We start from the raw sequence: 25,341 nt of genomic DNA, 5'->3' as shown, positions 1-25,341 counted from the left end.
AGCCCTGGTCATCATTGGCCGCAAGCTGGCGCGCATCGCCTTTTCGCTCATGAAAAACCTGAGCGAATACCAGTCAAAAGCGGTTTTGGGGGCTTCCCCAAAACCATAGAATCTCCCACATTGGATCTTCAGCACATTGAGCATCGTATGCATCCTGCGGTGGCAGCTGAAATGCAATCCTCCAAACCCTGAAGATCGAGGTGGGAGCTGTCGAGCCCCGGCGAGGCTGCGATGGCGGCGGTATTGCTGGGATTGATGTCGGCTGACCCGCCGCTATCGCTGGCAAGCCCCCCACATTGGATCTTCATTGCCTTGGCAGGTCGGTGCTGACTACGCCGATGACACTTTTGAAGTAAGCCGCCCCGGGCACTTTCCTGATAATCGAACGATTACTGACGAAATGCCGAGGCCCCGCCATGACGCGTGCATCCACCGAACAGGTCCCACCGCAAACCCTGAGAAAAGTCATCGTCGCCGCCGGTATCGGCAACTTTGTCGAGTGGTTCGACTTCGCCGTGTATGGCTTTCTGGCCACCACCATCGCCCAGCAGTTTTTCCCCAGTGGCGATGCCAGTGCGGCGTTGCTCAAGACCTTCGCGGTGTTTGCCGTGGCCTTTGCCTTTCGGCCTCTGGGCGGGATTTTCTTTGGCATGCTGGGCGATCGCATCGGCCGCAAGCGCACCCTGGCGATGACGATTTTGCTGATGGCCGGGGCCACGACCCTGATCGGCCTGCTGCCCATGTATGCCGCGATTGGCGTCACGGCGCCGATCCTGTTGTCGCTGATCCGTTGCGCCCAGGGCTTCTCCGCCGGCGGTGAATACGCCGGCGCCTGCGCCTACCTGATGGAGCACGCGCCCAGCGATAAACGGGCGTGGTATGGCAGCTTTATCCCGGTATCGACCTTTGCCGCCTTTGCCTCGGCGGCGGTGGTGGCCTATGCGCTGGAGGCTTCGCTGTCGGCCGAAGCCATGGGCAGCTGGGGCTGGCGCCTGCCATTCCTGATCGCTGCACCGCTGGGCCTGGTGGGCCTGTACCTGCGCTGGCGGCTGGATGAAACCCCGGCGTTCCAGGCGGTCGAGCAGGAGCACGCGGTGGCCCACTCGCCGCTCAAGGAAACCCTGCGCAACCATGGCGCGGCAATCTGCTGCCTGGGCGCTTTTGTGTCGCTGACGGCGCTGTCGTTTTATATGTTCACCACCTACTTTGCCACGTACCTGCAGGTGGCCGGTGGTTTGAGCCGGGCGACGGCGTTGCTGGTGTCGCTGATTGCGCTGATCTTCGCTGCGGCGATATGCCCGCTGGCCGGCTGGTATTCCGACCGGGTCGGGCGGCGCGTCACAGTAATGACCGCCTGCGGGCTGTTGATGGGGGTGGTATACCCCTCGTTCCTGATGGCCAGTTCCGGCTCGTTCGCCGCGTCCATCATCGGCGTGATGCTGCTGGCGGTGGGCGCGGTATTGTGCGGCGTGGTCACGGCCGCCCTGCTCTCGGAGACCTTCCCGACCCGCACGCGCTACACCGCCTCAGCGATCACCTACAACATGGCCTACACGATCTTCGGCGGCACCGCGCCGCTGGTGGCGACCTGGTTGATCAGCACCACCGGTAGCAACCTGTCACCGGCGTTTTACCTGATTGCCGTGGCCTTGCTCGCGCTGGCCGGCGGCCTGGCCTTGCCGGAGACCTCGCGCATTTCCCTGCACGACGCATAAGGCGCGAACCTTTCTTGCGCAAACACCGTCCGAGCTAGGGCATCGATGCTTTTCGCCCGCTCGGAGGTTTGTGTTTGAAAGCTGCCATCGTCAAAAAGTACCGCCTGATTATCAAGACCATGGGCTATGTCGGCTGGGCACTGTTCTGGCTGCTGCTGTGGGATATTGCGGTCACCGTGGACTTCATGCTGTTCCTCAACGCCAAGATCAACCTGCCGCTGATGCCCCTGACGCTGCTCGGCTCGGCGCTGGTGGTGCTGATCAGCTTTCGTAATACCAGCGCCTATAACCGCTGGTGGGAGGCGCGCACGCTGTGGGGCGCGATGGTCAATAACTCACGCAGCTTTGCGCGGCAGGTGCTGACGCTGCTGGATGACCCCGACAACGAGGTCAATCCGATCAAGTCGACCTTGCTGCGCCGCCACGTGGCCTATGTGAATTGCCTGGCGTCGCACCTGCGAGGCGAGCCGTGCCCGGAGGAAGTGCGGGCATTTATTCCTGGGGATGAGTTCGCGCGCAACGGCGCTACCAACAACTTTGCCAACGATATCCTCACCGGCTCCGCGGCCCTGCTGGCCCGCGAATACAAGGCCGGGCGCCTGGACAGCATTCGCCTGGCGCGGCTGGAATCAACCATGGTTGATCTGTCCAACAGCCAGGGCGGCATGGAGCGCATCGCCAACACACCACTGCCCTACCCCTATGTGTATTTCCCCCGGCTGTTTATTTCGCTGTTCTGCCTGATCGTGCCAGTGGGGCTGGTGGAGTCCCTGGGCTGGTTCACCCCACTGGCATCGACGGTGGTGGGTTTTATGCTGCTGGCCATCGAACGCATCGGCACCGACCTGCAAAGCCCGTTTCGCTCCAGCGAGCACCAGATCCAGACAGAGGCCATCTGCGAAACCATCGAGAAAAACCTGCAGTCGATGCAGCGGGATTCGTTGGGTGATGTTCGCAGGGGCCATTAAAAAGCCTGCATTTTTCGAGCGCGTAGATAATAATGAGTCGCATTAAACATTTCGTTTATCACAGTGCGCTCTTCCCTGCAGAGTGAGCGTCGCATTAATCAGAAGGATCTCTATGCAAAGCTTTTACCTGCACTCGATGCGCCTGCTGGGCGCACTTTTTTTGCTTGCCTGTACGCTAAGTGCCCAAGCCGCCACCGATGAAACCGACCATTCGGCCACCTTCGAAAAAAACCACCAGTCGTACGTGATCAATGCCGATGGCAGCTTTGTCCAGATGGTTGAGTTGGTCACGCGGATCAATGAAGAGCGAGCGATCAAAGACAACGCACAGCGTTCGCTGAGCTACAACCGCTCCCTGGAAAACCTCGAGGTGCTTGAAGCCTTCACCCAAAAGCCCGACGGCCGCAAGGTGAAGGTGGGCGCCGAGCAGATCAAGGAACAACAGGAGACCGCCTCTTCCGAGGCGCCGATGTTCCAGGACTCGCGGGTCAAAGTGGTGATATTTCCAGAGGTAGCGGTCGGTGACCGGCTGGTTCTGCGCTACCAGCGCCAGCGCACCACTGCCCTGTTCCCGCAGCAGTTCGAAGACTTCTACGTGCCGGACTTCTACGATGCCGAGCAGTTGAGCCTGAGCTACGACTTGCCAGCCGACAAGCCGCTGTTCGTCGATGCCCGGGGTTTCAAGGCCAGCACCCCGGCCGCGGCTGCCGGGCGCAAGGTGTACCGTTGGGACTACGTACCACAGGAAAAGGCGCGCATGGAAACCGGCGCCGTGTCCTACGTCGATTACGGCCAATTCCTCGCGGTCTCGACGTTCGCCAGCTACAAGGACTTTGCCCAGGCCTATGAGGCCAGAGCCCAGGTCGAAGTGACGCCGGCCATTGCCGCCCTGGCCAAGCAACTTACGGCCAACCTGAGCACCCCGCGCAGCAAAGCCCTGGCCCTGAGCGACTGGGTTCGTAAGAACATTCGTTATGTAGCGGTGTATGTCGGCGCGGGCGGCGTAGTACCGCATCCGGCCCAGGCCGTGCTGGACAACCGCTATGGCGACTGCAAGGACCATGTGGCCCTGCTGGAAGCCATGCTGCGCGCGGTAGCGATCGAGAGCTCGCCGGTGCTGGTCAACCTGGGTAACAGCTACACCCTGGCCAAAGTGCCCACCCTGGGTGTGCTCAACCATGCGATCACTTATGTGCCGGCCCTGGATCTGTACCTGGACTCCACCGCCACAGCCATTGCCGCGGGCTACCTGCCGATCCCGGTGCTGGGCAAGCCAGTACTGTTGACGCAGTCCGGCGAAATGGCCAAGACCCCGGCCGCGCAAACCGGCAAGGTCACCAACGACCTGCTGTTCAAGGTCGACAGCAACGGCGCGGCGGACTTTGTGCATGCCACCACCGTGGAAGGCTGGGGCTCAGAGTTCAATCGCTACCTGCTCAATGCAATGAAACCGGCTGACCGCGACTCGATGATCCGCAACGTCCTCGGCTGGTACGGGCAAACGGGCCAGGGCACGTTCAAAAGCGACTCCTTGCAGGATGAAGTCAACCCGTTCAAGAACACCCTTGAAGGGCGCACCGACAACCTGGTCAACCTGCCAGGCCCGACCGGCGTGCCGGCGCTCAGCAGCCTGGTCGGCGGCATTGCACAGAACGTGTTTGCCTTCGCCTCGGAAAAAGACCGCACCCAAGAGTTCGGTTGCCTCTCGGGAGAAACCCAGGAGCAGGCCCGTTTCGAGTTCCCCAAGGAAGTCACCGTCCTCGCCGTGCCCAAGCCACAGTCCCTGCAACAGGCCGGTTTTGACTACCAGGCCACCTACGCCAAGGAAGGCAACACGGTGCTGATTACCCGCCACTTCAAGTTCGCCCATGCCAATACCGTGTGCAGCCCCGAGGACTTCAAGGCGATGAAGCCGGTGATCGAAAGCATGGTCAACGACCTGAAGAGCCAGATCATCGTGCAGACGCTGTAACTCCCAAGGTCATGCCGGCTGGTGACTGGTCACGCAGTGAATGCCACCACCGCCGGCTGCAATCGCGTCGATATCCAGTTGCACCACCTTGCGCCCCGGATAGAGCCTGGACAGCAAGTCAAAGGCCTTGCGGTCGGCGACTTTGTCGCCAAACTGCGGCGCAATCACTGCGCCGTTGATCACGAAGTAGTTGATGTAGCCGGCGGCATAGTCCGGGTTATCCCGACTGAACCGGTTGCGACGCGGGTTCAGCGGTGGCGACACGGTGTGTATTTGCAGCGGCCGGCCATCGGCATCGCTAGCCTGCTTGAGCATGTCCAAGTGGGCCAACGTCACCTGGTGGTCGTAGGATTCAGGGTCAGTGTCCAGGTTGGCGATGACCACGCCCGGCGAGACAAAGCGTGCGTAAAAGTCGACATGGGCGTCGGTAATGTCCTTGCCCTTGATACCCGGCAACCAGATGATCTTGCGCAAGCCCAGTCGGCTCTTCAGCTCAGCCTCGACGTCGGCCTTGCTCCAGCCGGGGTTGCGGTTGGCATTGATCCAGCTGCTTTCGGTCATGATCCCGGTGCCATGGCCATCCACTTCGATGGCACCGCCCTCGCCCACCAGTTCGCTGCGGATGTAAGTTGCGCCTGCCAGCTCGGCAACGTGAGCCGCCAGTTCGGCATCGTCGGCGTGCTGCTGCTTGTTACCCCAGCCGTTGAAGTTGAAGTCCACTGCGCCCAACTGGCCATTGTCATCCACGACAAAGTTGGCGCTGGTGTCACGCATCCAGATGTCATCCAGCTCGGCGTGTACGAAGGTGATGTTACGGGTGCCGCATTTTTCTTCGGCCAGCTCACGCTCATCTTCGCGGCAGAACACCGTGACCGGTTCGTACTCGGCAATCGTACGAGCGATACGGCCCAGGGCGTCCTGCACAGCGGGGGTGAAGTCCTGGTGAATCGCCTCCTGGGCGCCAAAGGCGATAAAGGCGCGCTGGTGTTTCTCGCCCTCATCGGGCATGAACCAGCGGCCTTGGACCGCCGCGTAGACGGGCAGCCCCATGGACGCGGCGGCGCCCAGGCCGGCCACCACCGCGGCCTGTTGGATGAATTGGCGACGTGTGCTCATGTGCACCTCTGGGTTGACCGTCATTGACCAATGGCCGTCTTGAACTTAGTCCAAACCCGCATGCGTGCGCGCATATCGGCCTGGGGAATATCCTGCCCGGCCACCAGTCGTTTGAAGGTGGCGTCGTCCGGGTAAATGTCCGGGTTGTTGCCCATGGCCGGATCGACGCTGGCGCGGGCCTTGGCATTGGCCGTGGGGTAGCCGGTGAAATTGCTGATGGCCGCCATGTTCTCTGGGCGCATGACAAAGTTGATAAACGCGTAGGCGTATTCCGGATGCCGTGCATCCACGGGGATGGCCATGGTGTCCATCCACACCGTCGTGCCCTCGCGGGGGATGTGGTATTGGAAGCGCGCCTTTTTACCCGCCGCATCCGCCGCCCGCTGCGCCTGGGTCATGTCGCCGCTGTAGCCCAGGGACAGGCACAGGTTGCCATTGACCAGGTCAGTCACCGGTTGCGACTGAAACTTGCGGATATACGGCCGCAGTTTGAGCAACAGGGCGCTGGCCGCAGCCAGGTCCTCGGGCTTGGCACTGCGCGGTTCGCGCCCCAGGTAGATCAGCGCCACGGCCAGTACTTCGTCGGGCGAGTCGATCAGCGAGATGCCGCAATCGGCAAATTGGCGAGCCAGTTCCGGCTTGAATAACAGGTCCAGGCTATTGACCGGCGCATTCGGCATGCGCTGTAGGATTTGCTCTGCGTTATAGGTCAGGCCAATCGTGCCCCAGGTATAGGGCACTGTGGCCTGATTGGACGCGCGGTAATGGCTGCGCAGTTGTTGCAGGCCCGGCTCGATATCCTCCAGCGCCTCAAGTTTTGCCGGATCCAGTGGCTGCAGGCTGCCGGCGCGCATCAAGCGCTCGCCCACCGTATCGCCCGGGAAGATCAGGTCATAACCACTGCCACCGGCCATCAGCTTGGCCTCCAGCGTTTCGCTGCCATCCATCACGTCATAGATCACCTGGATCCCGGTTTCGGCAGTAAAGCGCGCCAGGGTGTCCTCGGCAAAATAGTCGGCCCAGTTGTACAGGCGCAGGATCTTTTCATCGGCCTGTACCGTCGGGATGACGATGCTCAGGGCCAGGGTGCAGTGGATCAGCTTCATGTCATACCCCTTGGGTCTGCCAGCGTGGATGCAGGTGGCGACCGTCCTGGGTCAGTAAACCGCCATACATGTCAGGGCGGCGGTCGCGGTAGATGCCCCAGGTCAGGCGTTCTTCGGCCATGGCCGCCAGGTCCAGGCACTGGAGCAGCACACCGCTGCTGGCGCGGTCGGCCTCGGCCAGCAACGCGCCTTTGTGGTTGCAGATAAATGACGAGCCGTAGAACTCCATCTGCAAGGTTGAGTCGCTGCTCGCCACTTCCCGACCCACACGATTGGCCGCCACCACCGGCAGCAGATTGGCAGCGGCATGCCCGCGCATGGTCATCTGCCAGTGATCACGGGAGTCCAGGCTGGCACAACCCGGTTCGGAGCCGATGGCAGTGGGAAACAGCAACACCTCGGCGCCCAGCAACGCCAGGCAACGCGCGGTCTCGGGGAACCACTGGTCCCAGCAGATGCCCACGCCGAGGCGGCCGAACGCGGTGTCCCAGACCTTGAAGCCGGTGTCGCCGGGGCTGAAGTATTCCTTCTCTTGATAGCCAATAGCGTTGGGGATATGGGTCTTGCGATATACCCCCAGCAGTTGCCCGTCGGCATCGGCCACACTCAGTGAATTGAAGTAGGCGTTGCCGGCCTTTTCGAACCAGCTCAGCGGCAGCACTACTCCCAACTCCCTGGCCAGCGCGGCGAAGCGCTTGAGCACCGCGCTGTGGCGGTACTCTTCAGCCAAGGCCAGGTGCTTGTGTTGTTGTTCGATGCAAAAATACGGCGTGGCGAACAGCTCTTGCAGCAGGATGACCTGCGCGCCCTGGGCCGCCGCTTCACGCACCCGTTGTTCGGCCTGATCAAGGTTGTGTTGCAGGTTCCAGGTGCAGGGCATCTGGGTGGTGGCAATGGTCAGCTGGCGCATGGCATCACTCCTTTACCGGCCAGGCTGGCTGCTGCTGGGTGATGCAATGCACACCGCCGCCGCCATGGGCCAGGTGGTTGATGCGCACCGGCACCACCACACGATCCGGAAATACCTGGGCCAGCACATCGGCAGCCACCTGGTCCGCCGCGATGCCATAGGCGGGCATGATGATCGCGCCGTTGGCAATATAGAAGTTGGTGTAGGAGGCGCAAAACACCTCGGCGTCGGCATCCACCGCCTCGCTGGCCTCAAAGAGTTCGATCAACTCGAACCGGCGGCCCTTGGCATCGGTGGCCAATTCCAGGGCGCGGCGGTTTTCCCGTGCGACCTCGGCGTACACCGAACCCTGGTCGTGCGTGGCATCTACCAGCAGCACGCCGGGGCGGGCAAAGGCGCACACGCCATCGACATGGCCATCGGTCACATCCCCGGTGACATGCTGCGGGTCGCCTGGCAACCAGATGGTTTTTGTCACCCCAAGCCCGCGCGCAAAGATCGCCTCCATTTCGGCCTTGCTCATGCCCGGGTTGCGATTGGGGTTGAGCAACACCGACTCGGTGGTGATCAACGTGCCCTCACCGTCCACATGAATCGCCCCGCCTTCATTGCTCAACGGCGTGCCAAAGCACGGCAGGCCCAAGTGGTTGAGGGTGCGCCGAGCGAGGCTTTCATCCAGGTCATAGGCTGACTTGCCGCCCCACGCGTTAAAACGCCAGCTCACACCGGCCAAGCCCAATTGCGGGTGGCCAATAAAGCTGGGGCCGGAGTCGCGGCACCAACTGTCGTTGACCGCCAGCGCGATCAGTTCAATGTTGGGGCCGCACAGGGCTTTGGCCGTGTCGAGTGCAGAAGGGTCAACCACCAGCTTCACCGGCTCGAACCGCGCGATGGCATTGGCGACCCGGGCAAAATCCGCCTGCACCTGGGCCAGCGTTACGCGCCATCCCGACTCCCAGAGCGCCTGGTTATGGGGCCAGACCATCCAGGTCGCAGCATGCCTGGCCCATTCCGCCGGCATCCTCCAGCCGCTGTGTGGCATCTCGTTCTGCAGCATGACAACCCCCTTCTGAGTTAAGCCCTTGTGTTCACCAAAAACGGCGTACACGCTATGGGGATCCATGCTACGTTTGGCCAAACCGCCAAACAAACGATGGATTTTGCAGATAAATGATTAGAAAAACTTATCAGCATGCTTAAACACTGGCCGCCCCTGGGGGCACTACGCGGCTTTGAAGCGGCGGCGCGGCTGGGCAGTTTTCACAAGGCTGCCAACGAACTGCACCTGACCCAATCGGCCATCAGCCAGCAGATCCGTAGCCTGGAAGCGTACCTGGAACAGCCGCTGTTCTTTCGCAACGGGCGCAGCGTTGCCCTGACCGATGCCGGCCATGATTTCCTCAGCACCACCCAGGCCCTGTTGCAGCAGTTGTCCGTGGGTGTGCGCCGACTGGGGCAGTACCGCAAGGCCAATCAACTGGTGCTCAACACCACCCCAGCCTTTGCTCGCCACTGGCTGCTGCCGCGCCTGGCCGACTTCCGCCGGCACCACCCGGACGTGGATTTGTGGCTGTTCAGCACCGACGAAGTACCCGACATGGCCACCCAGACCATCGACCTCGCCGTGCGCGATGACATCAGCGCCCAGGCCGAGTGCAGCTTCAAAGTGCTGCATACCGACCGCCTGTATCCCGCCGCCCACCCCAGCGTACTGGCCCTGCCCCGCGAGCAACGCACCACCCTGCATGGCGAGCGGGAAATGGATTGGAGCCATTGGGCGGTGGAAGCCGGGATTGATGTCGGCCAGCAGGACCAGGGGCTGAATTTTTCCGACCCCGGCCTGCTACTGGACGCGGCCTGCGGTGGCCTGGGGATCGCACTGGTCAGCCAGTTACTGAGCCAGCACGCACGCGAAAATGGCCTGCTGCACCCCTTGGTCGACGCCACCATTCGCGGCCCCAACTGGGCCTTGCTGACCCACCGCGACAGCGAAAGCGACCCACTGGCGCGCAGCTTCAGCCAGTGGTTACTGGACAACCTGGCACAGGGTGCCGCACATGAGTGAAGCACTGGAGGACATCCTGGCCGAGCGCCTGGCGGTGATTTTTTGCGGGATCAATCCGGGCCTGCTGGCGGCCGCTCAGGGCCATCACTTTGCCGGGCGTGGCAACCGCTTCTGGCGCACCTTGCACCTGGCCGGGTTCATTGCGCATCAAGTGCTACCTGAGGATGACCGGACGCTGCTGCAGTACCACTGCGGGCTGACGACCGTCGTGGAACGGCCAACGGCGCGGGCCGATCAATTGTCGCGGGATGAATTCAAGGCGGCGGCCGACGGGTTTGAACACAAGATCCGCCGTTATGCACCGCGCCATGTGGCGTTCCTGGGCAAGGCGGGTTATTGCGCGCTGTCGGGGCTGCGCGAGGTGACGTGGGGGCTGCAACCGCAGACACTGGGGGATGCTGCCGTGTGGGTACTGCCCAATCCCAGCGGGCGGAATCTGGCATTTACGTTGGAGCAATTGGTGCAGGCGTATGGACAGCTCTATTCGGCAGCATTCCCTGGAAGCCGCGCTGCTTGCGCCCGTTCAGATAGCGGCATGCTGGGTGGCAGCAACGACAGCACATAAGCCATGCGCGACGCACTCCCCAGGTTCACGATCAATGTGAACGGCGAGTCGCTGAACTCAAACACCAGATTAAAGGTGCCATAAGCACTGCGCACATCCACCCGCGACACATCGCACAACGGCCGTTGCTTCTGACGTAAAACCCGGTAAATCATCTGCTGGCCATCAAGACGAAATACCGGGTTGAGGCTGTTGGTGGCCAACGCCACCCAAGGCACCCTGCGCAACCCGACAAAACTGGCCAATACCGGAATCGCCTTGCCATCAATGCCAGTACCGGGGGCATAGGCAGGAGCTGCCGACTTGGGTTTGCGCAGCTTCTTGAACAGCCAGTACATGAACCAAAACGACAGCCCCTGACCGATAACCACCACCGCGCCGAAGGCTAAATCCAACCAGCTGATATTCATGGTTTTTCCTTAAACGCCCAATATCCATAGCATTTCGGCGAAGAGTAAAACGTTTCCACACCCTGCCACGCACAGGCTGAAAATCATACAAAACGTTTGACTTATCCTTTTCAATCAGTAAGATACGCCGCATTCCGCGATAGCTCAGTTGGTAGAGCAAATGACTGTTAATCATTGGGTCCCTGGTTCGAGTCCAGGTCGTGGAGCCATATCTCAATCGGATCACCCAAGCTGGTGATCCAGGCATAGCATAATCTACGCGTCGTCTCTGATTCTTCACTTTAGAGACCATTGCCATGAAAATCGCTGCAGTACTCTCAACAAAAGGCGGACCGGGGAAAACCACGGTCACAGCCAGTCTAGGCGCGTTCTGCGCCGACTCCGGTCTTCGCACCCTGCTCATTGATCTAGATAATCAGCCTTCGCTGTCGTCGTTTTATGCATTAACGCATGAAGCACCTGGCGGCGCTTACGAGCTGATTGCCAACAATGAGACCCGACGCGATCAGATCATCTCCCAAACCTGCATACCCAACCTTTCCCTGATTCATTCAAATGATCCCTTCAACCAGCTAGGCACTCTGTTACTCCACGCCGCCGACGGACGCCTTCGACTCAAAAACCTCATCTCGACGTTTGAACCAGATTTCGACCTCGTACTGGTCGACACACAAGGCGCACGATCCATCATCCTGGAAATGGCCCTTATAGGTGCCGACATGGTGATCCCACCCATCGAACGCGCTGTAGACAGACCAAAGGCCTTACGTAGCGACATTTTAGCCCTGGTACACGATATAGCCGATGAGCTAGCAATGCCTCAATACCACTTCATTCAAAGCGATTGGGGCATTGGTTTTGTAGTGGTTCGGCCATCTGATTGGGACAGCGATATTTTTGCGACGCCCCCCACCCAGATCACCCAGCAGGCTTTCACTGTGCTGAATCTGCTAGACGGAATACGATCCAGAACAAGTTTTTTCGTGTGAACCGAAGCCAATTTCGGCCAACCTCGATCAAGAAGCACTGGCAGTAACAGGGCTGTCCCTGTAGCCCCTCGAACTCGAGGGGTTAAGTCCAGAAGCTGCAATGATGCAATTTCAGGGTTGGGTAGAGAGGGCGGCAGGTGCAGACGGTGTGCCCGTGTTTGTTGGACTGAACGCCCCATTTGACTGGTCGTTCATCAATTACTATTTCCACTACCTTCTGAAGTCGAACCCTTTTGGCTTCGCCGCACTGGATATCAAAGCGCTTTATATGGGGGCGACAGAATCGAGTTGGGCCGGAACGCGTTCAAGCCAGATGGCCGCTTGGCTTCACCCCAAATCGGAGGGAAACCATGAGGCGTTAGATGATGCTCAATACCCGGCAGAGCTATTTCGCTTGATTAGGGCAATCAGACCATTTCAGCAGAGGTGAAGAATACCTCGCTCGGCATTACCTCACGAAAAGCTACCCGCTTTGGCTGCCACACATTGCAATCGCCCTTCTTAGGATTATCCACTTGAGTGCGACTTTTAGAGTCGCTTAGTTGTATCCAGTTGCAGGATGATTGGCTGCTGGCCACCCAGACAGTCATGGCTGGAACGCTGCCGCGGTTGCCGATAATCACCATGAAATACAACGGAGTCAAGGTATGTTGGTGCTGAGTGAAAACTGACAATAGAAACATAACCACGGACTAGAAAACTATAGTTCAGTGCTAAAAAATTCAGTTCGCCAACCGACAATTATTCATACGTTCATCTGATTGTAAGATAGCGCACCCTTACAATGGTGTGTGACTTTTCGTTTCTCACTCGCGTCGTGGCAATCAGTTAATCCTAATAGAGCTGTCCAGAATCAGACTTTGTATTGACTGAAAGTAAATTTTCAACAGAATAGTTAATCATTCACTAGAAACGTGCTAGATCGAAGCGTTCTAAAGAGTTGCCAAAAATAAATAAAAATACTGGCATCCGAAAACCAATTCAAAGTATAAAACCCCCAGGGGAATTTATTCATGCGCTAGCAAAACAAACGATGCATTTAATTTAAAAAAGGAGAAGGAATGAATAATTTTCGTCTATCAGGATTTGTCAGTGGAAACGACAAAGTTAGCAGCTCAAATATAAGTTACCTGCATAACTGGATTAAAATGAATGGCACTATAAAAATTGCTGAAGCGGGAGCCACGCCTTTTAGGAGCAGTAATAATTCAATATTCTCAATTGAAAGTGGTGTGTGGCGGCTGCTCATAGGCGATCGAAAGGTTATAGGCATCGTCGGGTCAGGAGGTGTCGTTTTGCTAAATAAATCAACGCAAAACTATAACAACCCTCCAAATAAATGTGAAATTGTGTCGCGCTCTGTTTATTACGAGCTACCTGAAGAGTGTATTCATCTGGCTGCTGCCGACAAGTCATTGCTAAAAAGTATTTTAGATTTTATGAAATTGAACGCAAGCAACATTTCCAATAAATGGCTTGGTCAGTGCATGAACGATGGCTATGCCGAGGTTAAATATGCATTAGAGTGGATGAATGTGTTGCCCGAGACAGTAAAAACAAAATTTACCGCCATATCATTTATCACAGACACCACGGGGGTTTCCAGGTCTCATGCACTTTCAATCATGAAATCCTTGAAACAAGGAGGGTACATCGAGGTGGATGGAGGGTATCTTGTGCACATTATAAAAAAACTACCTGATGGCTATTAGGTTGGACCGAATCTCTATGGAGATCTACATTTTTTGCAACACTGGCTCATTGAAGAAACGGTGGATTATTAAATATATATTGCACCTGCTTGAGGTGCCCTCACGTCACTATGATAATAGTGTCTAGCGCTTATGAAGAAGTGGCTGAAGTGGCCGGAGATTTTCAATCTCAAGTAGACAGCTTGTAAAAATCGCTGACTACTTTAGCCTCTCGGGGAACAGCCCAAAAATAAGAAATCGTCACGCGCCAGATTAGTACAATGACTAAGATTTTTCGGTAGTTATATTTACGTTAATATCCTGGATATTGAAAATCACGAATAATCTGAAAGTGTATTCGGTGTTGACATACTGACGACCACTGGTTTGTAGTGCATATGACCGCATGATACATGGCAGAAAGCGTATGGATACTAAAACTTAACAACCTGGGTAGGCTGCGCTGTTTATAGATTTTTATTGTATGCCCTCGGTAATACGCTCTGAATTGGCGCCTTTTTATTAGTGACCAATGTCTTTTATAGACATATTTTAGTTCTGTAGGGGCGACACCAATTTCATTCAGCGCCGTTTTTTAGATTGTTAATCAAGTAGTGTAGGCCGTGTTGGCGAAGAGCTTTTTGTATTATAAGGATTTTATGGGTATGAATGACTACGATCTGCTATCCGATTTTATTAAGTCTTGGGCATATATTTTAATTTCTGCAGTTGGAGGGGTGCTTGGTCACATGATGCGTAGGTTAGGAGCTCAACAACCAATCCACATAGGTGAGACGACGTTGCAAGGCGTAGGCGCAGCATTTGCTGGGTATCTGGTACTGTTAGGGTGTCGGTCTGCTGGTATTCCTCCAGAAATCTCGGGGGTGATAATTGGATTATGTGGCTGGCTCGGTGCCGATGCTACATTAATGTTATTACAATCTTACATTTACAAAAAACTTAAAATTAAAAATGGTGAATAGCAGTAAATAGCAATTGCTCTCAGAGACGTCAGCAATAAAAGCAAGACGCGTTGACATATATAACACATTGAGTGTTCAGCCCCACTCTTAGCCATTTCGCCATTACATGCTTACCGCATGCGCTCCTTGATCAGAGAGCGAGGCACGAAGAGTTTTCAATGCCCCTTGGGACATGCTGTAAATAGTTTCGCCTTGTACGGGGAGCCCTTACTCAATATAACCAAAATAGTTTTTGGTGGACTGAAGAGAACTCCCATTTCTGTTGAAGTTTCCGCCCGACATGAATACCACGGTGAGTCTCGATTAAAAACAAATACCTTCATTCATGCGTCAAGTTCTACCAATAACACGGACGGCAAACACAACCCTGAAATGCATCAGACGAAGAAAAAAGCATGTATTTCTTCGGGATGAAAACGTACATCGGCGTTGACACCAAATCAGGCTTGGCTCAAGGAAAGAACCATGAATTAACGACAGGAAAGGTCTGTTTTTCGGCAGACACACGTTTTTGGAGCCTTAAGCAACGAGGACTGAAAGCGGCGGGTACTTCAAAACATTTTAAGCGACGTTTAAGAATCCTTGTTGACGGCAGCCTGGTATTTTCAAGCTTTGTGCGACCAGGCGTTAGTCATTATTAGCCAGTAGTGGCGGCGCTTTGAAAGTTGAAGAGCGCATCGTTAAATAATTTTTTGTATGTGGTGTCAGCGTGCTCAGGAAAGACTAGTTGCTCCCGACTGTATAAGTCTTAAATCGGATTTTGGATCGATAAATCAAAGCACTTCAATTAAAGTCAAATTGGCACTAAAGCCCGTTAGCAATGAAAAAAGTCCTGGTGATAAGGGCCGTGGTCTGAAATCGTATTTATTGTTGATAGGCTGACGTGCTGGCTCTACGATCTGTGAAGATTCAAAGTTATTGCGAATCTATGATGCATTGCTCCAATAAGTTACCACCATAAATAGCGGTCTTGGTGGATTCGAATTGAAGCCGACACCTGCCGTAGTCTATCACGACGTTCCAACACCATGAGGGGATATACCCAACTCTAATTACACCGAAGTAAAAAACCATAGCGGTTTAATTCGTAAAATTTAATAAATTGAGGTGAAGGATATGGCTGTTAATGTGCAAATGTCAGAACTTACCAATGATCTTCCGCGAGAAGTGATGGGGTTGATTGGAGGCTCATCTCCCGGAGTGGAGCGCGCTGCTGGGGTGTTTACCAAAGAAGATGTAATCAAGATTAAGCAATACGTGAAAAAAAGTCTCGCACTCCCAAGTGAGTTGCCGGAGGTTAAGCTATTCTTGGGATACGAAGCTGTGAACATTGCCGGGCTTGAGCCCAGCGATATTAAGGTACTGTTCGAAAAAATCAAATTCCATGCCTCCAGCTGGGATGCGGTAGAAAGTAAAATCATTCAGCAAAGCATTAATTTAGGTTCTGCTGCCCAAAGCATCCTCAGCAGCGGTAACAGCATTATCTCCGATATTAAAGAAATGCCTATCTTGGAGCGCGTTAGGAGTTCTCTGGGGGACTTGACTAATGCCGAGCTTGAGGGGATTAAATATACGTCCGAAGACGGTGAGATTGCCTCTGCTGTAGGTGAGATCATTAAGCTGATGAAGGTCGACATTAACGCGCAGCAAACAGCTACACGTGAACTCAAAGACAGCATCTCTAAATTCAAAATCGAACTGTCGGGCGGAGAACTGTCGACCGGTGAGCGTGTTGATGGGTTACAACCCGATTTAATCGGGAAGTACGACCTGATGGAACAGAACAGCTTCATCAAGTCCATCGCCGATAATAACGAAATTATCGCTGAAAAAAAGGCAAAAATCGTCCAGCTGGATAAGGACTACGATCAATATGTCAAAAATGCGATCGCCGGGATCGCGGGGGGGCTTATCGGCCTGGCCATTACCGGTGGGATATTTGGCGCGAAAGCAGAAAACGCAAAGAAAGAGCGTAATGTACTGAAAGAAGAAGTCGATTCTCTGGAGTCCTTCGTCGCGGGTCAAGAAAACTTGCAGCACGCTTTGGATCGTAACAAATCGGATTTCTTGGACCTCAATAACCGAATGCTAGGTGCCGAAGCGGCACTCAATATTTTGAACACGATGTGGCAAAATATGCTGACTAAGATCGATGGGTCGGCTGCACAGTTCGAACGCATTGATGACGCACTGAAACTCACTTCGTTTGTTGCCCAGTTTAAGCTGGTAATTAACCCATGGCAGGATGTAAAAGACACCTCTGGCACATTGGTTGAGGTGTTTAACGAGGCGTTGGAAGAATACAAAAAAAGCTTTAATTAATTATCTTGCCAATAGAAGGATTGTTTCAATGAGTAATGTAATATCGATCGCCTCCGGCATTATCTCTGCTGTTGATGTCAATAAAATTGTTCAAACCAGTCGTGATATTTCAAGGTTGGCTAACTTTAAAAATGCTCTGTCTGACGACGTATTGCATGAAAGAGCGCGGCAAGTAGCAGCGTATTTGAAAAACATTGATACAACCATGCGGGAGTCTTTTCCGATGTTGTTGACCGCGCTGAGCAACTCGTACGGACAGAGCTTCTTTGATACTCTTGATGAGTTGAAAGGAGCGCTGGACAGAAAAGACCTAGGCGACAGTGATCGTGACTTGGTCAGCAAAGAATTCTTGAGTATCAAAGGTAATATCGAGTTGATGCTGAACGAGGTTGCGGCAAAATTCAACGATCGTTCTCGTCTCCTGGACAAGGAGGTTATCAGTCTTTACAAGGTAGAAATTGGCGATCGCACGGATCAACCGCTCAAGCTGGCGCGAGATCTGATGGACAGAGTGCTGGCTCAGTTAAATGAGCAAAACCTTAAAAAGTCTACCTGCGTGGAACAGCGCGATACGCTCATCAAAGCGCAGGACGTGATTCGCCAAACCAACTTGGCCGATATCTTTCAAACTTACCTGCCTGACGCCGGTGCACTGAGCAGTTTGGATTTGGCTACTCCTGAAAAAGAGGCTATCAAGCAGGCGATTGCTCTGCTCAAGAAAATCCTTGGCGTTGTATCGGACGGTATTAAATATATTGAGCTGGCGACGGCACGGACTAATCTGGATAAAGAGATTGACGTACTCAATCAGTCTATTTCGGGTCTGAATGGCGAGCTTAAAAGTGCAGAGAATACGTTGTCCGACGTGTCTGCTGTTGCAGAGATCAGCCTAAAGCGCTTGGTAGCTGGTAAGGAGATTGACATAGTAGTGGGTATCTGGATTGAGTTCTCAACGAACCTTGCAGTGCTGAAAAGCGGTGATTACAGCGAAGCAGATTTGGCCACATTCCTGAATCGATACAAAACTCATCTGGAGGTGCTGACCAAGGACTACAACAGTGTCATGATCAACTAAAAACATGGTGCGGTTGATCTGGCTGAGTTGACCGCACCTGAATCAGTTTCACGCCAATGCCCGGTGCACAGCACCGGGCATTATGTATTTCAGCGCCAGGTGAGGTCTCTCTCCGTTATAAATCCCCCCGACGCCTTCACCATCCTGCTGGCCTGCATCATATTCTGCGCTCTCTGGAGCATAAGCGCTGTCTTCAATATCTCTTTGGCCTCTATGCGATGGTGTTTTGTCTGCAGCCATAGCCGTCCGTAATTGAACTTCCGATGCCGTGTTTCTCATGCAGTTGCTGACACATCCCCGAGCAATACTGCCTCTATCCGAATGATGTACCAACCATTGTTCCCTCTGCCGATGCTTTGTAATGCCTTCTCGGGTTGGCAAGCAGGTAATGTCAGACCGCTGCTGCACTAGACGAATACACCATCATTTGATGAATTTGAAACCAGAGCCGACTACCTGAAATACTCTGACGACGGCTACGATGTCATTTAGTGAATAAAGGTCATGTAAATAACGCAATCCATAGTCAAGTATTGAAACACCCAAGCGACAATCGACTTATGCGAGCACCCGATAAAATACGCACTCTCACATATCATTTCTTCAAGAGGGCAAGCCGCCTATGAACCGCACATATCCATATTTTGATGCTCCACTGGACACACGCTATGACGCAGAAGCCAGCAGTTTGCTAGGCCGGGATCATTGGCGGGTGCTTCAGCCTTTTCGGTTAATGCTTAGTGAGCGGCAGTGGGTTTTCATACCCGACGGGATTCTGACTGATGGTGGAACTATCCCTAGGGTTGCCCTGAGCTTCGTTTCCCCTTGGGGCAAGTTTGGGCAAGCCTATGTGGCGCATGACCAACTGTGTGAGTACTTGTCAATTACCGTTGATGGTACTCCTGTCACCATTTCACGCACCAAGTGCGACTCACTTCTGTACGTGGCGCTCGATGTATTGGGCGCCACTCAAATGGAAATCACCATGGTGGCTGGAGCAGTCGAATTATATCGCAATGTATCTCAAGTGAATCTGCGATCGAATAGTGTAATTAAAAGATCGCTTGAGTCGACATGGATGTAAGTTCGGTAGAGCATTATTGAGTAATGAACCACTGAGAGGGAGGGGGCTTCCAGAGCTTTCGCAGGCATGAGTCTTCGATGGTCGAGCAGAATCTCGATGTAATCGAACACATCATTCCGAGCATCTTCCCGCGTGGTGTAGGTTTTTCGCTTGATCCGTTCCCGCTTTAGAAGTTGGAAAAAGCTCTCGGCCACGGCGTTATCATGGCAGTTGCCTCATTCCATGTGCAAGCGGCCGGACTGGCTGCATTGTCGTTCGACTCTCGGGCACTGATCTGCACGCAGAAATCACATCAGAATGGATTTCCGCTGCGGATAACCAGCATCTACTTGACGGGTTCTTCGCCTCGGTAGCGCAACTTGAGAAAGGCGCCTCGAAAGACTGGCTTTCTGAAAGCGAGGATTTTGCGATCTCGCCTGCCTGGTTCCTGCTTTTCCGGGATTTGTTTTCTTGCGTGTCTACCTGGGTTCAACGTCAGATGACGGTTGCGATTGGCAAATAAATGAAGGCCCGTTTGGTTTTAGCCGGATTCCCTCACGAAGTCTTTTCCACGGAATGTCCGCAGGATCTGCAGTCATGGGCCCAGGCGCTTTAGCAACGAGTATTTGGTCGGCAATCGGCGCGAAATCGGCCCGAAAATGAACAGAGCTTTTGTTAACCAGTACACTCATTTGCTCGGGTTCTATACCTGCTATCCGATACAAATTCCTGTCCAGCATCTGACATTTACCAGAGCTGACAGCAACCTTCACTCCCCCGATTTTCAAGCATGCAACAGGCCCCACATCAACCTCCATACCATTCATCATGGGGCCTGCAAAACGACAGCGGCCATTGGATAGATGCATTACCTCAAAGCGACCCTGCAAAGGGCTATCGCCCAGTGCACCTGACTGTCCTCCCAGCGTTATTTCAATGAAACTGCCTACCCCGGCTGCAATGGCGGACTGAACTGCTGCCGGGTCATAAAGCAATCCTACGGCGGCATTAGTAGCACCGTGTTTAATGAGTGCTTTAAGCATTCCTGTTGTGTTCGAATCCCCGCCTGCTCCCGGGTTGTCTTGGGTATCAGCAATGACGATTGGACGCTGGGCGGTTTCTGCTAATGTCATTGCTCGGAGAACGGCTTCGTCCGGGAGCAGAAAAGGTACTTCCCACTGATCCTCCTCCCCCACTACCTTTTTATAGAGGACAGCAACAGCAGCCTTGATCGCTTGCCTGTCTGTTCCATAACCCCAGATAACCGGCCCACACTCCTCGAAATCAGCAGCCGGAAAGCCTGGAGTAAATGACAATGAAAGACCTTCGGACTCAAGGTGTTCTAATTGCTCGTAAAGGCTTCGTGCTGGATCCATGAGCGTGCACATCCCGTTTATCGGGATCAGGAAAGGGAGTCGCAGGCTCTCGCAATGCAGTTTTCCCGAGCGGAGCCGCAATTCAAGTAATTTGGCGGCTCGTGCGCCAGTATCAGCCATATCCACGTGGGGATAAGTACGAAATGCAACCATTGCATCTGCGTGGTTGAGCATCAACTCAGTAACATTAGCGTGTAAATCCAAAGATATGACTATCGGAATATCCTGGCCGACAACAGCTCGCAGCCGAGCTAGGAGCGTTCCTTCTCCGTCGTCCGTATGTTCGGCAACCATTGCGCCATGCAAGTCTAGATATATACCGTCGAATGCTTCGTTTGCAGCGGCTTTTATGATTTCATCGGTAATGCGGTCGTAGGTCTCTCGAGTAACATGCGCGGATGGGCTGGCTCCAGCCCAGATCACCGGGACTACTTCATAGCCCAAGCGCTCTGCTTCAATCAGAAACCCGCCTGCCGGAATATTAACATTCCGAAGCTCCAACATCTCAACGCCTCTTACCATCTGAGGAAAACCTTCACCCCTGACAAAATTCTCATATTCAGCTTTAGAGGGCGCGAACGTATTTGTTTCGTGTTGAAAACCAGCGATCAGAATTCGATATGTCATGGCTATTAAACGCCTCGTTGAAATTTTTAGACAGGCTGTGTAATGCAAACTTTTTGCTGAACACGTTGCGGCTTGTTGGCGGCAAGTATCAATGAACCCAGTATTAGAATTGCAGCCATGACCAGAAGACCTGAATCAGAGTTGCCAGTGATGGACTTGGTATAACCGATCACCGTGGGACTGAGAAACCCGCCCGTTAACCCAATGGTATTAATAACTGCGATACCCCCCGCAGCAGTGTCACCTTTGAAGTATTGCGAAGGAATTGCCCAGAACACTGTATAAGCAACCCACATCATGGTCGTAGCAAGCGTCAAGAAAGTGAGTGCAAAAACAAACTCATTCTTGTAAATCACAGACCCCATTAAACAGATGGCTGCAATTAACGCCGGTACAGCGGTATGCCAACGCCGCTCAAAAAAGTAATCTGATGTACGACCGAAGACCAACATCCCTGCCATCGCCCCCACATATGGAATCGCTGAGTACAGGCCGATCTGCATGACACCTTGAACGCCTGCGTCCTTCAGAATGGATGGCAGCCAAAAGCTCATTGTGTAAATTCCGCAAATCAAGCAGAAATAACCAGCCGCCATTAGATACACACGGGGGTCTTTTAGCACTTGTACAAACGAATGGTGGGCTCCCTGCCCTTCACCGATATGCGCATTCAGCACTTGTTTTTCACGCACGCTCAGCCACGGCGCGACCGAGGGTTTATCGCTAAGAACTTTCAACGCTATGAGACCCAACACTACAGCCGGTAATGCCTCCAGAAAAAACATCCACTGCCATCCAGCCAAGCCGTGGAAACCTGCGAAGGCGGTCATTATCCACGCGGACAAAGGAGCCCCAAATATGCCGCCCAGTGGCCCCGCCAGCATAACGATTGCCATCACTCTGCCTAACCGCTCACGCCCATACCAATAGGTAAGGTAAAAAATCATTCCGGGGGCGAAACCCGCCTCAAAGACTCCGAGGAGAAAACGCAGCACGTAAAATGATCTCTCGCTTTCGACGAACACCATGCATGCAGATGTAATACCCCACAAAATCATTACCCGGCTGAGCGTCCTGCGTGCTCCGATCTTCGGCAATAGCAAATTGCTAGGCGTTTCGAACAGTGCATAGCCTACGAAAAATAATCCGGCACCCAGTCCATAAGCAGCGTCAGACAAACTTAGATCGCTTTGCATCTGAAGCTTGGCAAATCCCACATTTACCCGATCCAGATACGCCACCACATAACATAGGAGCAAAAAGGGTAATAACCGCCAATCTATTTTTCGATAGATGGTCGATAGCTCGGTCGATGGATTAATGCACCTTTGCATACTGCCTCCGCTATAGGCGTTTTTATTGTGTGATTGATATTCAGGCGGAATGGCAAGGCAAGCAATAGCAACTTTTTGATGGTATCGTTGCTCTGAGAGCAACGGTCATGCGGGGGGAGGATTTTTTGTGAGAGATCTGAATCAACGCCGAATGCGCTATTTCTATGAGGTTCTGTCCAGCGGTTCAATTCGTGGGGCAGCCGAAAACCTGAACACGGCACCTTCAGTTATTACCCGTCAAATCCAACTTCTGGAAGAGGAAGTGGAAACTGTATTGTTCGAAAGGCAAGCACGTGGCGTGGTTCCTACCGAAGCAGCCCACCTTCTCCTGGAGTTCTGGCGTGGCTGCCAGGCACAACAAGAGCATCTTGAAGACCGCTTGCGAGGATTGAAGGGGTTGAGGGAGGGTGAAGTCCGTATCGTTACCAGCGAGGGATTCATCGACTTGCTGATAGACAATGTTTTGAGGGATTTCACCGCCACCTATCCCGGCATTCGTATCAGTCTAGATGTGCTTCCGGTCAAGAGCGTTCTGGAGGAAGTAGTTCAGAGCGCTGCCCATATCGGCCTCGCGTACAATCCACCTGCGCATCCTGAAGTCATTTACCGCGCATCATCACTGCAACCTGTTCGATTGCTCATGCGATCAGATCATCCGCTTACGCATCTCAGTGAACCCCTGAAACTCGAAGAGATACTGCATTACCCGTTAGCGGTGATGCCGCTTCAATACGGATTAGGCCAGGTTATTCAACTCGTAACCCATACAGAAAATCTATCCATTCGACCGGCCATGGTAACGAACTCTCTCACCGCCCTCCGACGTTATGTGATGAGCGGAGATGCGGTAACGATGATGAGCGAATTTTCCGCCTTTAACGATATGATCAGCGGAGATCTTGTGACTCGATCAATCGATCACCCACTATTCCAAAACATTTATGCTCGTCTTCTAGTTAAAAAAAGAAAGCCCCAATCTGTGGGTGCAGAAGAGCTTATAAAATGGATCAAAGAACGGATATTTATATTCAATAAATAAATTGGGTCCCTGGTTCGAGTCCAGGTCGTGGAGCCATCTCTCAACTGGGTCACTGAAATCGGTGATGTAGGTATAGCGTAATCAACAGGCCGTCTCTAAATTGCACTTCAGAGACCAGCGCCACGAATATCGCAACAGCACTCTCAACCACAGTCGCAACCAATCTAGGCGCTTTCTGCGCTGAATCCGATCTTCGCCCCCTCGTCATTGATCTTGATCACCAGCCTTCGCTGTCGTCGTTTTATGCCTTAACGCATAAGGCCCCTGGCGGCGCTTACGAGCTGATCGCCAACGCAGCCCGATCATCTGCCTCACCTGCATCCCCAAGCCACCACTCTCAGTAGCCGGCCACTCAAATGGCAGCCCCAAAAAAACATTGTTAATACGAAACGTTATCATTAAAGTGCATGACTTTCCGCTGCGTGACCCCTGCCAATGTCGAGCATGACCACCGACGAGCTTGAGCTGGCCTTCCGGGCCCATGCCAGCGAGTTGCGTTCGTTTCTTCATCGCCAGTTGCGAAATCCTGAGGCTGCGGCCGATCTGACTCAGGAAACCTACCTCCGCCTGCTCCGTCAGCCGCCGCGCAAGCCGGTGCTCAATCTTCGCGGTTTTATCTTTAAAATTGCTCGAAACTTGGCCATTGATCATGCACGCAGCAGACAAACCCGAGAGCACCTCGACGAAGGCATGGGCTATCTTTACGAAGTGACAGGTGAAAGCCCGGCGCTGTTCGATGTCGTGGTTGCACAACAAGATCTCGCGGCAATGGCCCACGCCCTGCACCGTTTACCTGCCCAGTGCCAGCAAATATTTACGTTGTGTCGGCTGCAAAACCTGCCCCACAAAGAAGTGGCTTTGCAACTGCAAGTCTCGACCAGTACGGTTGAAAAACAATTAGCCATTGCGCTCGGCTTTCTCAGCCAATGCCTACAACGATAGCCGGTATGCACGATCAGCCCGACACCACCCCGTCCGTTACCGAGGTTCAGCGCACTGCCCATGCATGGGTGATTCGCCTCACCTCAGGTTCGGCGCTGCCCTCTGATCGGGCAGAGGCACGGGCGTGGTGCGAACAGGCACCGGAGCATCAGCGGGCTTTTGTCGAGGCGCGGCGGGTGTGGTGTTTAAGTGCGTATCTGGCCGAGCCTCCTGCTGCAGTACGGCCGTCTTCGCGGCGAATGTGGGCGATGGGCATCGCGGCGTCGTTGGTGCTCGGTCTTGGCGTGGCGTGGATGCAACGCATGGCATTGGATGCGGACTATTACACCGGCACCGGTGAGCGTCGACAGGTCGTCCTTGCTGATGGTTCGCACATCACCCTGAATGCCAACAGCGCTGTCGATGTGAATCTCACGGGCGATGGGCGGCGCATTACCTTGCGCAAGGGCGAGGCCCTGTTCAATGTAACGCCGGACCCGCAGCGCCCCTTCAGTGTGCAGGCTGGTGCCTTCAACGCAACGGCCCTGGGTACGATCTACGCAGTGCGCCGTGAGGGCGAACACGTTGATGTCACGGTGCGCCGCGGCCGTGTGGCTGTCACCGACGGACCTGACACGCTGACGCTGGGCGTTGGCGAGACCGTTGCCGGACGTGCCGACGGCCTGGGCGCCAAGCAGCGCGTGGATGTCGACAAGAGTCTGGCGTGGGAGCAGGGTCGCTTGGTATTTGAGCTGACACCACTGGCGCAGGTGTTGGAGCAGGTCGAACGCTATCGGCCGGGAATTTTCATAATACGAGACCCGCGTCTGGGCGCGCTCAAGGTCAGCGGCACCTTTCAACTCGATCATTTGGACGAGGGCTTGGCCACGTTGGAGAAGGTCTTCCCACTCAAAATCGAGCGCTACACGAACTACCTGCTGGTGGTTTCACCCAAAACTTAACTATTTTTACGGTTATGGGCGTGTCGCCCGTCTTCCCTCCCTATAGCGATAATGATTCGTATTAGGGAGAGCTCCGATGCACCATCCGTTACCTAAAGGTTTGCGAGTCAAATCTTTGTTCGTAACCCCACT

22 protein-coding genes, 1 tRNA gene and 2 pseudogenes are annotated in these 25,341 nt (G+C 54.2%); 17 read left to right on the top strand and 8 right to left on the bottom strand.

What is annotated here, in order from left to right:
• Nucleotides 1–416: 416 nt before the first annotated feature.
• From HBO24_RS23330 to HBO24_RS23320, 3 genes are all read left to right on the top strand, one after another.
• Nucleotides 417–1,715, top strand: coding sequence for an MFS transporter (locus tag HBO24_RS23330; protein ID WP_170060406.1), 1,299 nt, complete (start codon nt 417–419; stop codon nt 1,713–1,715).
• 74 nt (nt 1,716–1,789) lie between these two features.
• Nucleotides 1,790–2,683: a bestrophin family ion channel gene (locus tag HBO24_RS23325; RefSeq protein ID WP_057960253.1), complete on the top strand. Its 894-nt coding sequence runs from the start codon at nt 1,790–1,792 to the stop codon at nt 2,681–2,683.
• Between the two features lie 112 nt (nt 2,684–2,795).
• The gene (locus tag HBO24_RS23320; RefSeq protein ID WP_115128653.1) at nt 2,796–4,655 is read left to right on the top strand and encodes a DUF3857 and transglutaminase domain-containing protein; all 1,860 of its coding nucleotides are present in this window, start codon (nt 2,796–2,798) and stop codon (nt 4,653–4,655) included.
• Nucleotides 4,656–4,664: 9 nt separating this feature from the next.
• On the opposite strand, the gene HBO24_RS23315 is transcribed toward HBO24_RS23320, so the two are convergent.
• The 4 genes from HBO24_RS23315 to HBO24_RS23300 are packed head-to-tail and all read right to left on the bottom strand — an operon-like array spanning nt 4,665 to nt 8,844.
• Nucleotides 4,665–5,771, bottom strand: coding sequence for an agmatine deiminase family protein (locus HBO24_RS23315; protein WP_057438574.1), 1,107 nt, complete (start codon nt 5,769–5,771; stop codon nt 4,665–4,667).
• 20 nt (nt 5,772–5,791) lie between these two features.
• Nucleotides 5,792–6,877: an extracellular solute-binding protein gene (locus tag HBO24_RS23310; RefSeq protein ID WP_170044371.1), complete on the bottom strand. Its 1,086-nt coding sequence runs from the start codon at nt 6,875–6,877 to the stop codon at nt 5,792–5,794.
• Nucleotide 6,878: 1 nt separating this feature from the next.
• Entirely contained in the window at nt 6,879–7,787 is a 909-nt protein-coding gene (aguB, locus tag HBO24_RS23305) for an N-carbamoylputrescine amidase (RefSeq protein WP_057438572.1), read from the bottom strand.
• Between the two features lie 4 nt (nt 7,788–7,791).
• Nucleotides 7,792–8,844: an agmatine deiminase family protein gene (locus HBO24_RS23300; protein WP_170060405.1), complete on the bottom strand. Its 1,053-nt coding sequence runs from the start codon at nt 8,842–8,844 to the stop codon at nt 7,792–7,794.
• A gap of 135 nt (nt 8,845–8,979) precedes the next feature.
• On the opposite strand from HBO24_RS23300, the gene HBO24_RS23295 reads away from it, so the two are divergent.
• Complete coding sequence (locus tag HBO24_RS23295; RefSeq protein ID WP_057438570.1) at nt 8,980–9,852, top strand: LysR substrate-binding domain-containing protein; 873 nt, start codon at nt 8,980–8,982, stop codon at nt 9,850–9,852.
• Nucleotides 9,845–10,417 carry a G/U mismatch-specific DNA glycosylase gene (gene mug / locus HBO24_RS23290; RefSeq protein WP_170060404.1) on the top strand — a complete coding sequence of 191 codons (573 nt, stop codon included), beginning with the start codon at nt 9,845–9,847 and terminating at the stop codon, nt 10,415–10,417. Before HBO24_RS23295 ends, mug begins: the two co-directional genes overlap by 8 nt.
• Here mug and HBO24_RS23285 read toward each other — a convergent pair.
• A complete protein-coding gene (locus HBO24_RS23285; RefSeq protein WP_170060403.1) occupies nt 10,333–10,827 on the bottom strand; it encodes a hypothetical protein in 495 nt (164 codons plus the stop codon). The genes mug and HBO24_RS23285 overlap by 85 nt on opposite strands.
• 133 nt (nt 10,828–10,960) lie before the next feature.
• Between HBO24_RS23285 and HBO24_RS23280 the strand changes: the two genes are divergently transcribed.
• The 9 genes and pseudogenes from HBO24_RS23280 (at nt 10,961) to HBO24_RS23240 (ending at nt 18,971) form a co-directional block, all read left to right on the top strand.
• Nucleotides 10,961–11,036, top strand: a tRNA-Asn gene (locus HBO24_RS23280).
• Nucleotides 11,037–11,123: 87 nt separating this feature from the next.
• Nucleotides 11,124–11,816: a ParA family protein gene (locus HBO24_RS29710; RefSeq protein ID WP_232545080.1), complete on the top strand. Its 693-nt coding sequence runs from the start codon at nt 11,124–11,126 to the stop codon at nt 11,814–11,816.
• Nucleotides 11,817–11,916: 100 nt separating this feature from the next.
• Entirely contained in the window at nt 11,917–12,246 is a 330-nt protein-coding gene (locus HBO24_RS23270) for an exonuclease domain-containing protein (protein WP_057438568.1), read from the top strand.
• 631 nt (nt 12,247–12,877) lie between these two features.
• Entirely contained in the window at nt 12,878–13,528 is a 651-nt protein-coding gene (locus tag HBO24_RS23265; protein ID WP_170060402.1) for a helix-turn-helix domain-containing protein, read from the top strand.
• Between the two features lie 644 nt (nt 13,529–14,172).
• Nucleotides 14,173–14,490 (top strand): phage holin family protein, encoded by a 318-nt coding sequence (locus HBO24_RS23260; protein ID WP_157717226.1) that lies wholly within the window; start codon nt 14,173–14,175, stop codon nt 14,488–14,490.
• A 315-nt stretch (nt 14,491–14,805) separates the two neighbouring features.
• A pseudogene (locus HBO24_RS23255) lies at nt 14,806–14,939 on the top strand (IS5/IS1182 family transposase); the annotation flags it as partial.
• Nucleotides 14,940–15,606: 667 nt separating this feature from the next.
• The gene (locus HBO24_RS23250) at nt 15,607–16,812 is read left to right on the top strand and encodes an alpha-xenorhabdolysin family binary toxin subunit A (protein WP_170060401.1); all 1,206 of its coding nucleotides are present in this window, start codon (nt 15,607–15,609) and stop codon (nt 16,810–16,812) included.
• A 28-nt stretch (nt 16,813–16,840) separates the two neighbouring features.
• Nucleotides 16,841–17,887 (top strand): alpha-xenorhabdolysin family binary toxin subunit B, encoded by a 1,047-nt coding sequence (locus tag HBO24_RS23245; protein ID WP_170060400.1) that lies wholly within the window; start codon nt 16,841–16,843, stop codon nt 17,885–17,887.
• Between the two features lie 622 nt (nt 17,888–18,509).
• Nucleotides 18,510–18,971, top strand: a complete 462-nt coding sequence (locus tag HBO24_RS23240) for a DUF1353 domain-containing protein (protein WP_170060399.1) — start codon at nt 18,510–18,512, stop codon at nt 18,969–18,971.
• On the opposite strand, the pseudogene HBO24_RS29705 reads toward HBO24_RS23240, so the two are convergent.
• The 3 genes and pseudogenes from HBO24_RS29705 to HBO24_RS23225 form a co-directional block, all read right to left on the bottom strand.
• A pseudogene (locus tag HBO24_RS29705) lies at nt 18,911–19,186 on the bottom strand (IS3 family transposase); the annotation flags it as partial. The gene HBO24_RS23240 and the pseudogene HBO24_RS29705 sit on opposite strands and share 61 nt — an antisense overlap.
• A gap of 243 nt (nt 19,187–19,429) precedes the next feature.
• Nucleotides 19,430–20,953 carry a M81 family metallopeptidase gene (locus tag HBO24_RS23230; protein WP_170060398.1) on the bottom strand — a complete coding sequence of 508 codons (1,524 nt, stop codon included), beginning with the start codon at nt 20,951–20,953 and terminating at the stop codon, nt 19,430–19,432.
• A 26-nt stretch (nt 20,954–20,979) separates the two neighbouring features.
• Nucleotides 20,980–22,287, bottom strand: a complete 1,308-nt coding sequence (locus tag HBO24_RS23225; RefSeq protein WP_057444899.1) for an MFS transporter — start codon at nt 22,285–22,287, stop codon at nt 20,980–20,982.
• Between the two features lie 127 nt (nt 22,288–22,414).
• On the opposite strand from HBO24_RS23225, the gene HBO24_RS23220 reads away from it, so the two are divergent.
• The 3 genes from HBO24_RS23220 to HBO24_RS23210 all read left to right on the top strand — a co-directional run bounded on the left by HBO24_RS23220 (nt 22,415) and on the right by HBO24_RS23210 (nt 25,209).
• Nucleotides 22,415–23,326 carry a LysR family transcriptional regulator gene (locus HBO24_RS23220; protein ID WP_057438565.1) on the top strand — a complete coding sequence of 304 codons (912 nt, stop codon included), beginning with the start codon at nt 22,415–22,417 and terminating at the stop codon, nt 23,324–23,326.
• 444 nt (nt 23,327–23,770) lie between these two features.
• Nucleotides 23,771–24,268 carry an RNA polymerase sigma factor gene (locus tag HBO24_RS23215; RefSeq protein WP_225923810.1) on the top strand — a complete coding sequence of 166 codons (498 nt, stop codon included), beginning with the start codon at nt 23,771–23,773 and terminating at the stop codon, nt 24,266–24,268.
• A 5-nt stretch (nt 24,269–24,273) separates the two neighbouring features.
• Nucleotides 24,274–25,209: a FecR family protein gene (locus tag HBO24_RS23210; RefSeq protein ID WP_170060397.1), complete on the top strand. Its 936-nt coding sequence runs from the start codon at nt 24,274–24,276 to the stop codon at nt 25,207–25,209.
• Nucleotides 25,210–25,341: the final 132 nt, after the last annotated feature.

The organism is Pseudomonas sp. WS 5410, assembly GCF_012985645.1.
In the GTDB taxonomy this organism is placed as follows: Bacteria; Pseudomonadota; Gammaproteobacteria; order Pseudomonadales; family Pseudomonadaceae; genus Aquipseudomonas; species Aquipseudomonas shahriarae.
The sequence above is the reverse complement of the archived record's forward strand: the minus strand, read 5'-3'. Positions and strand labels throughout refer to the sequence as shown.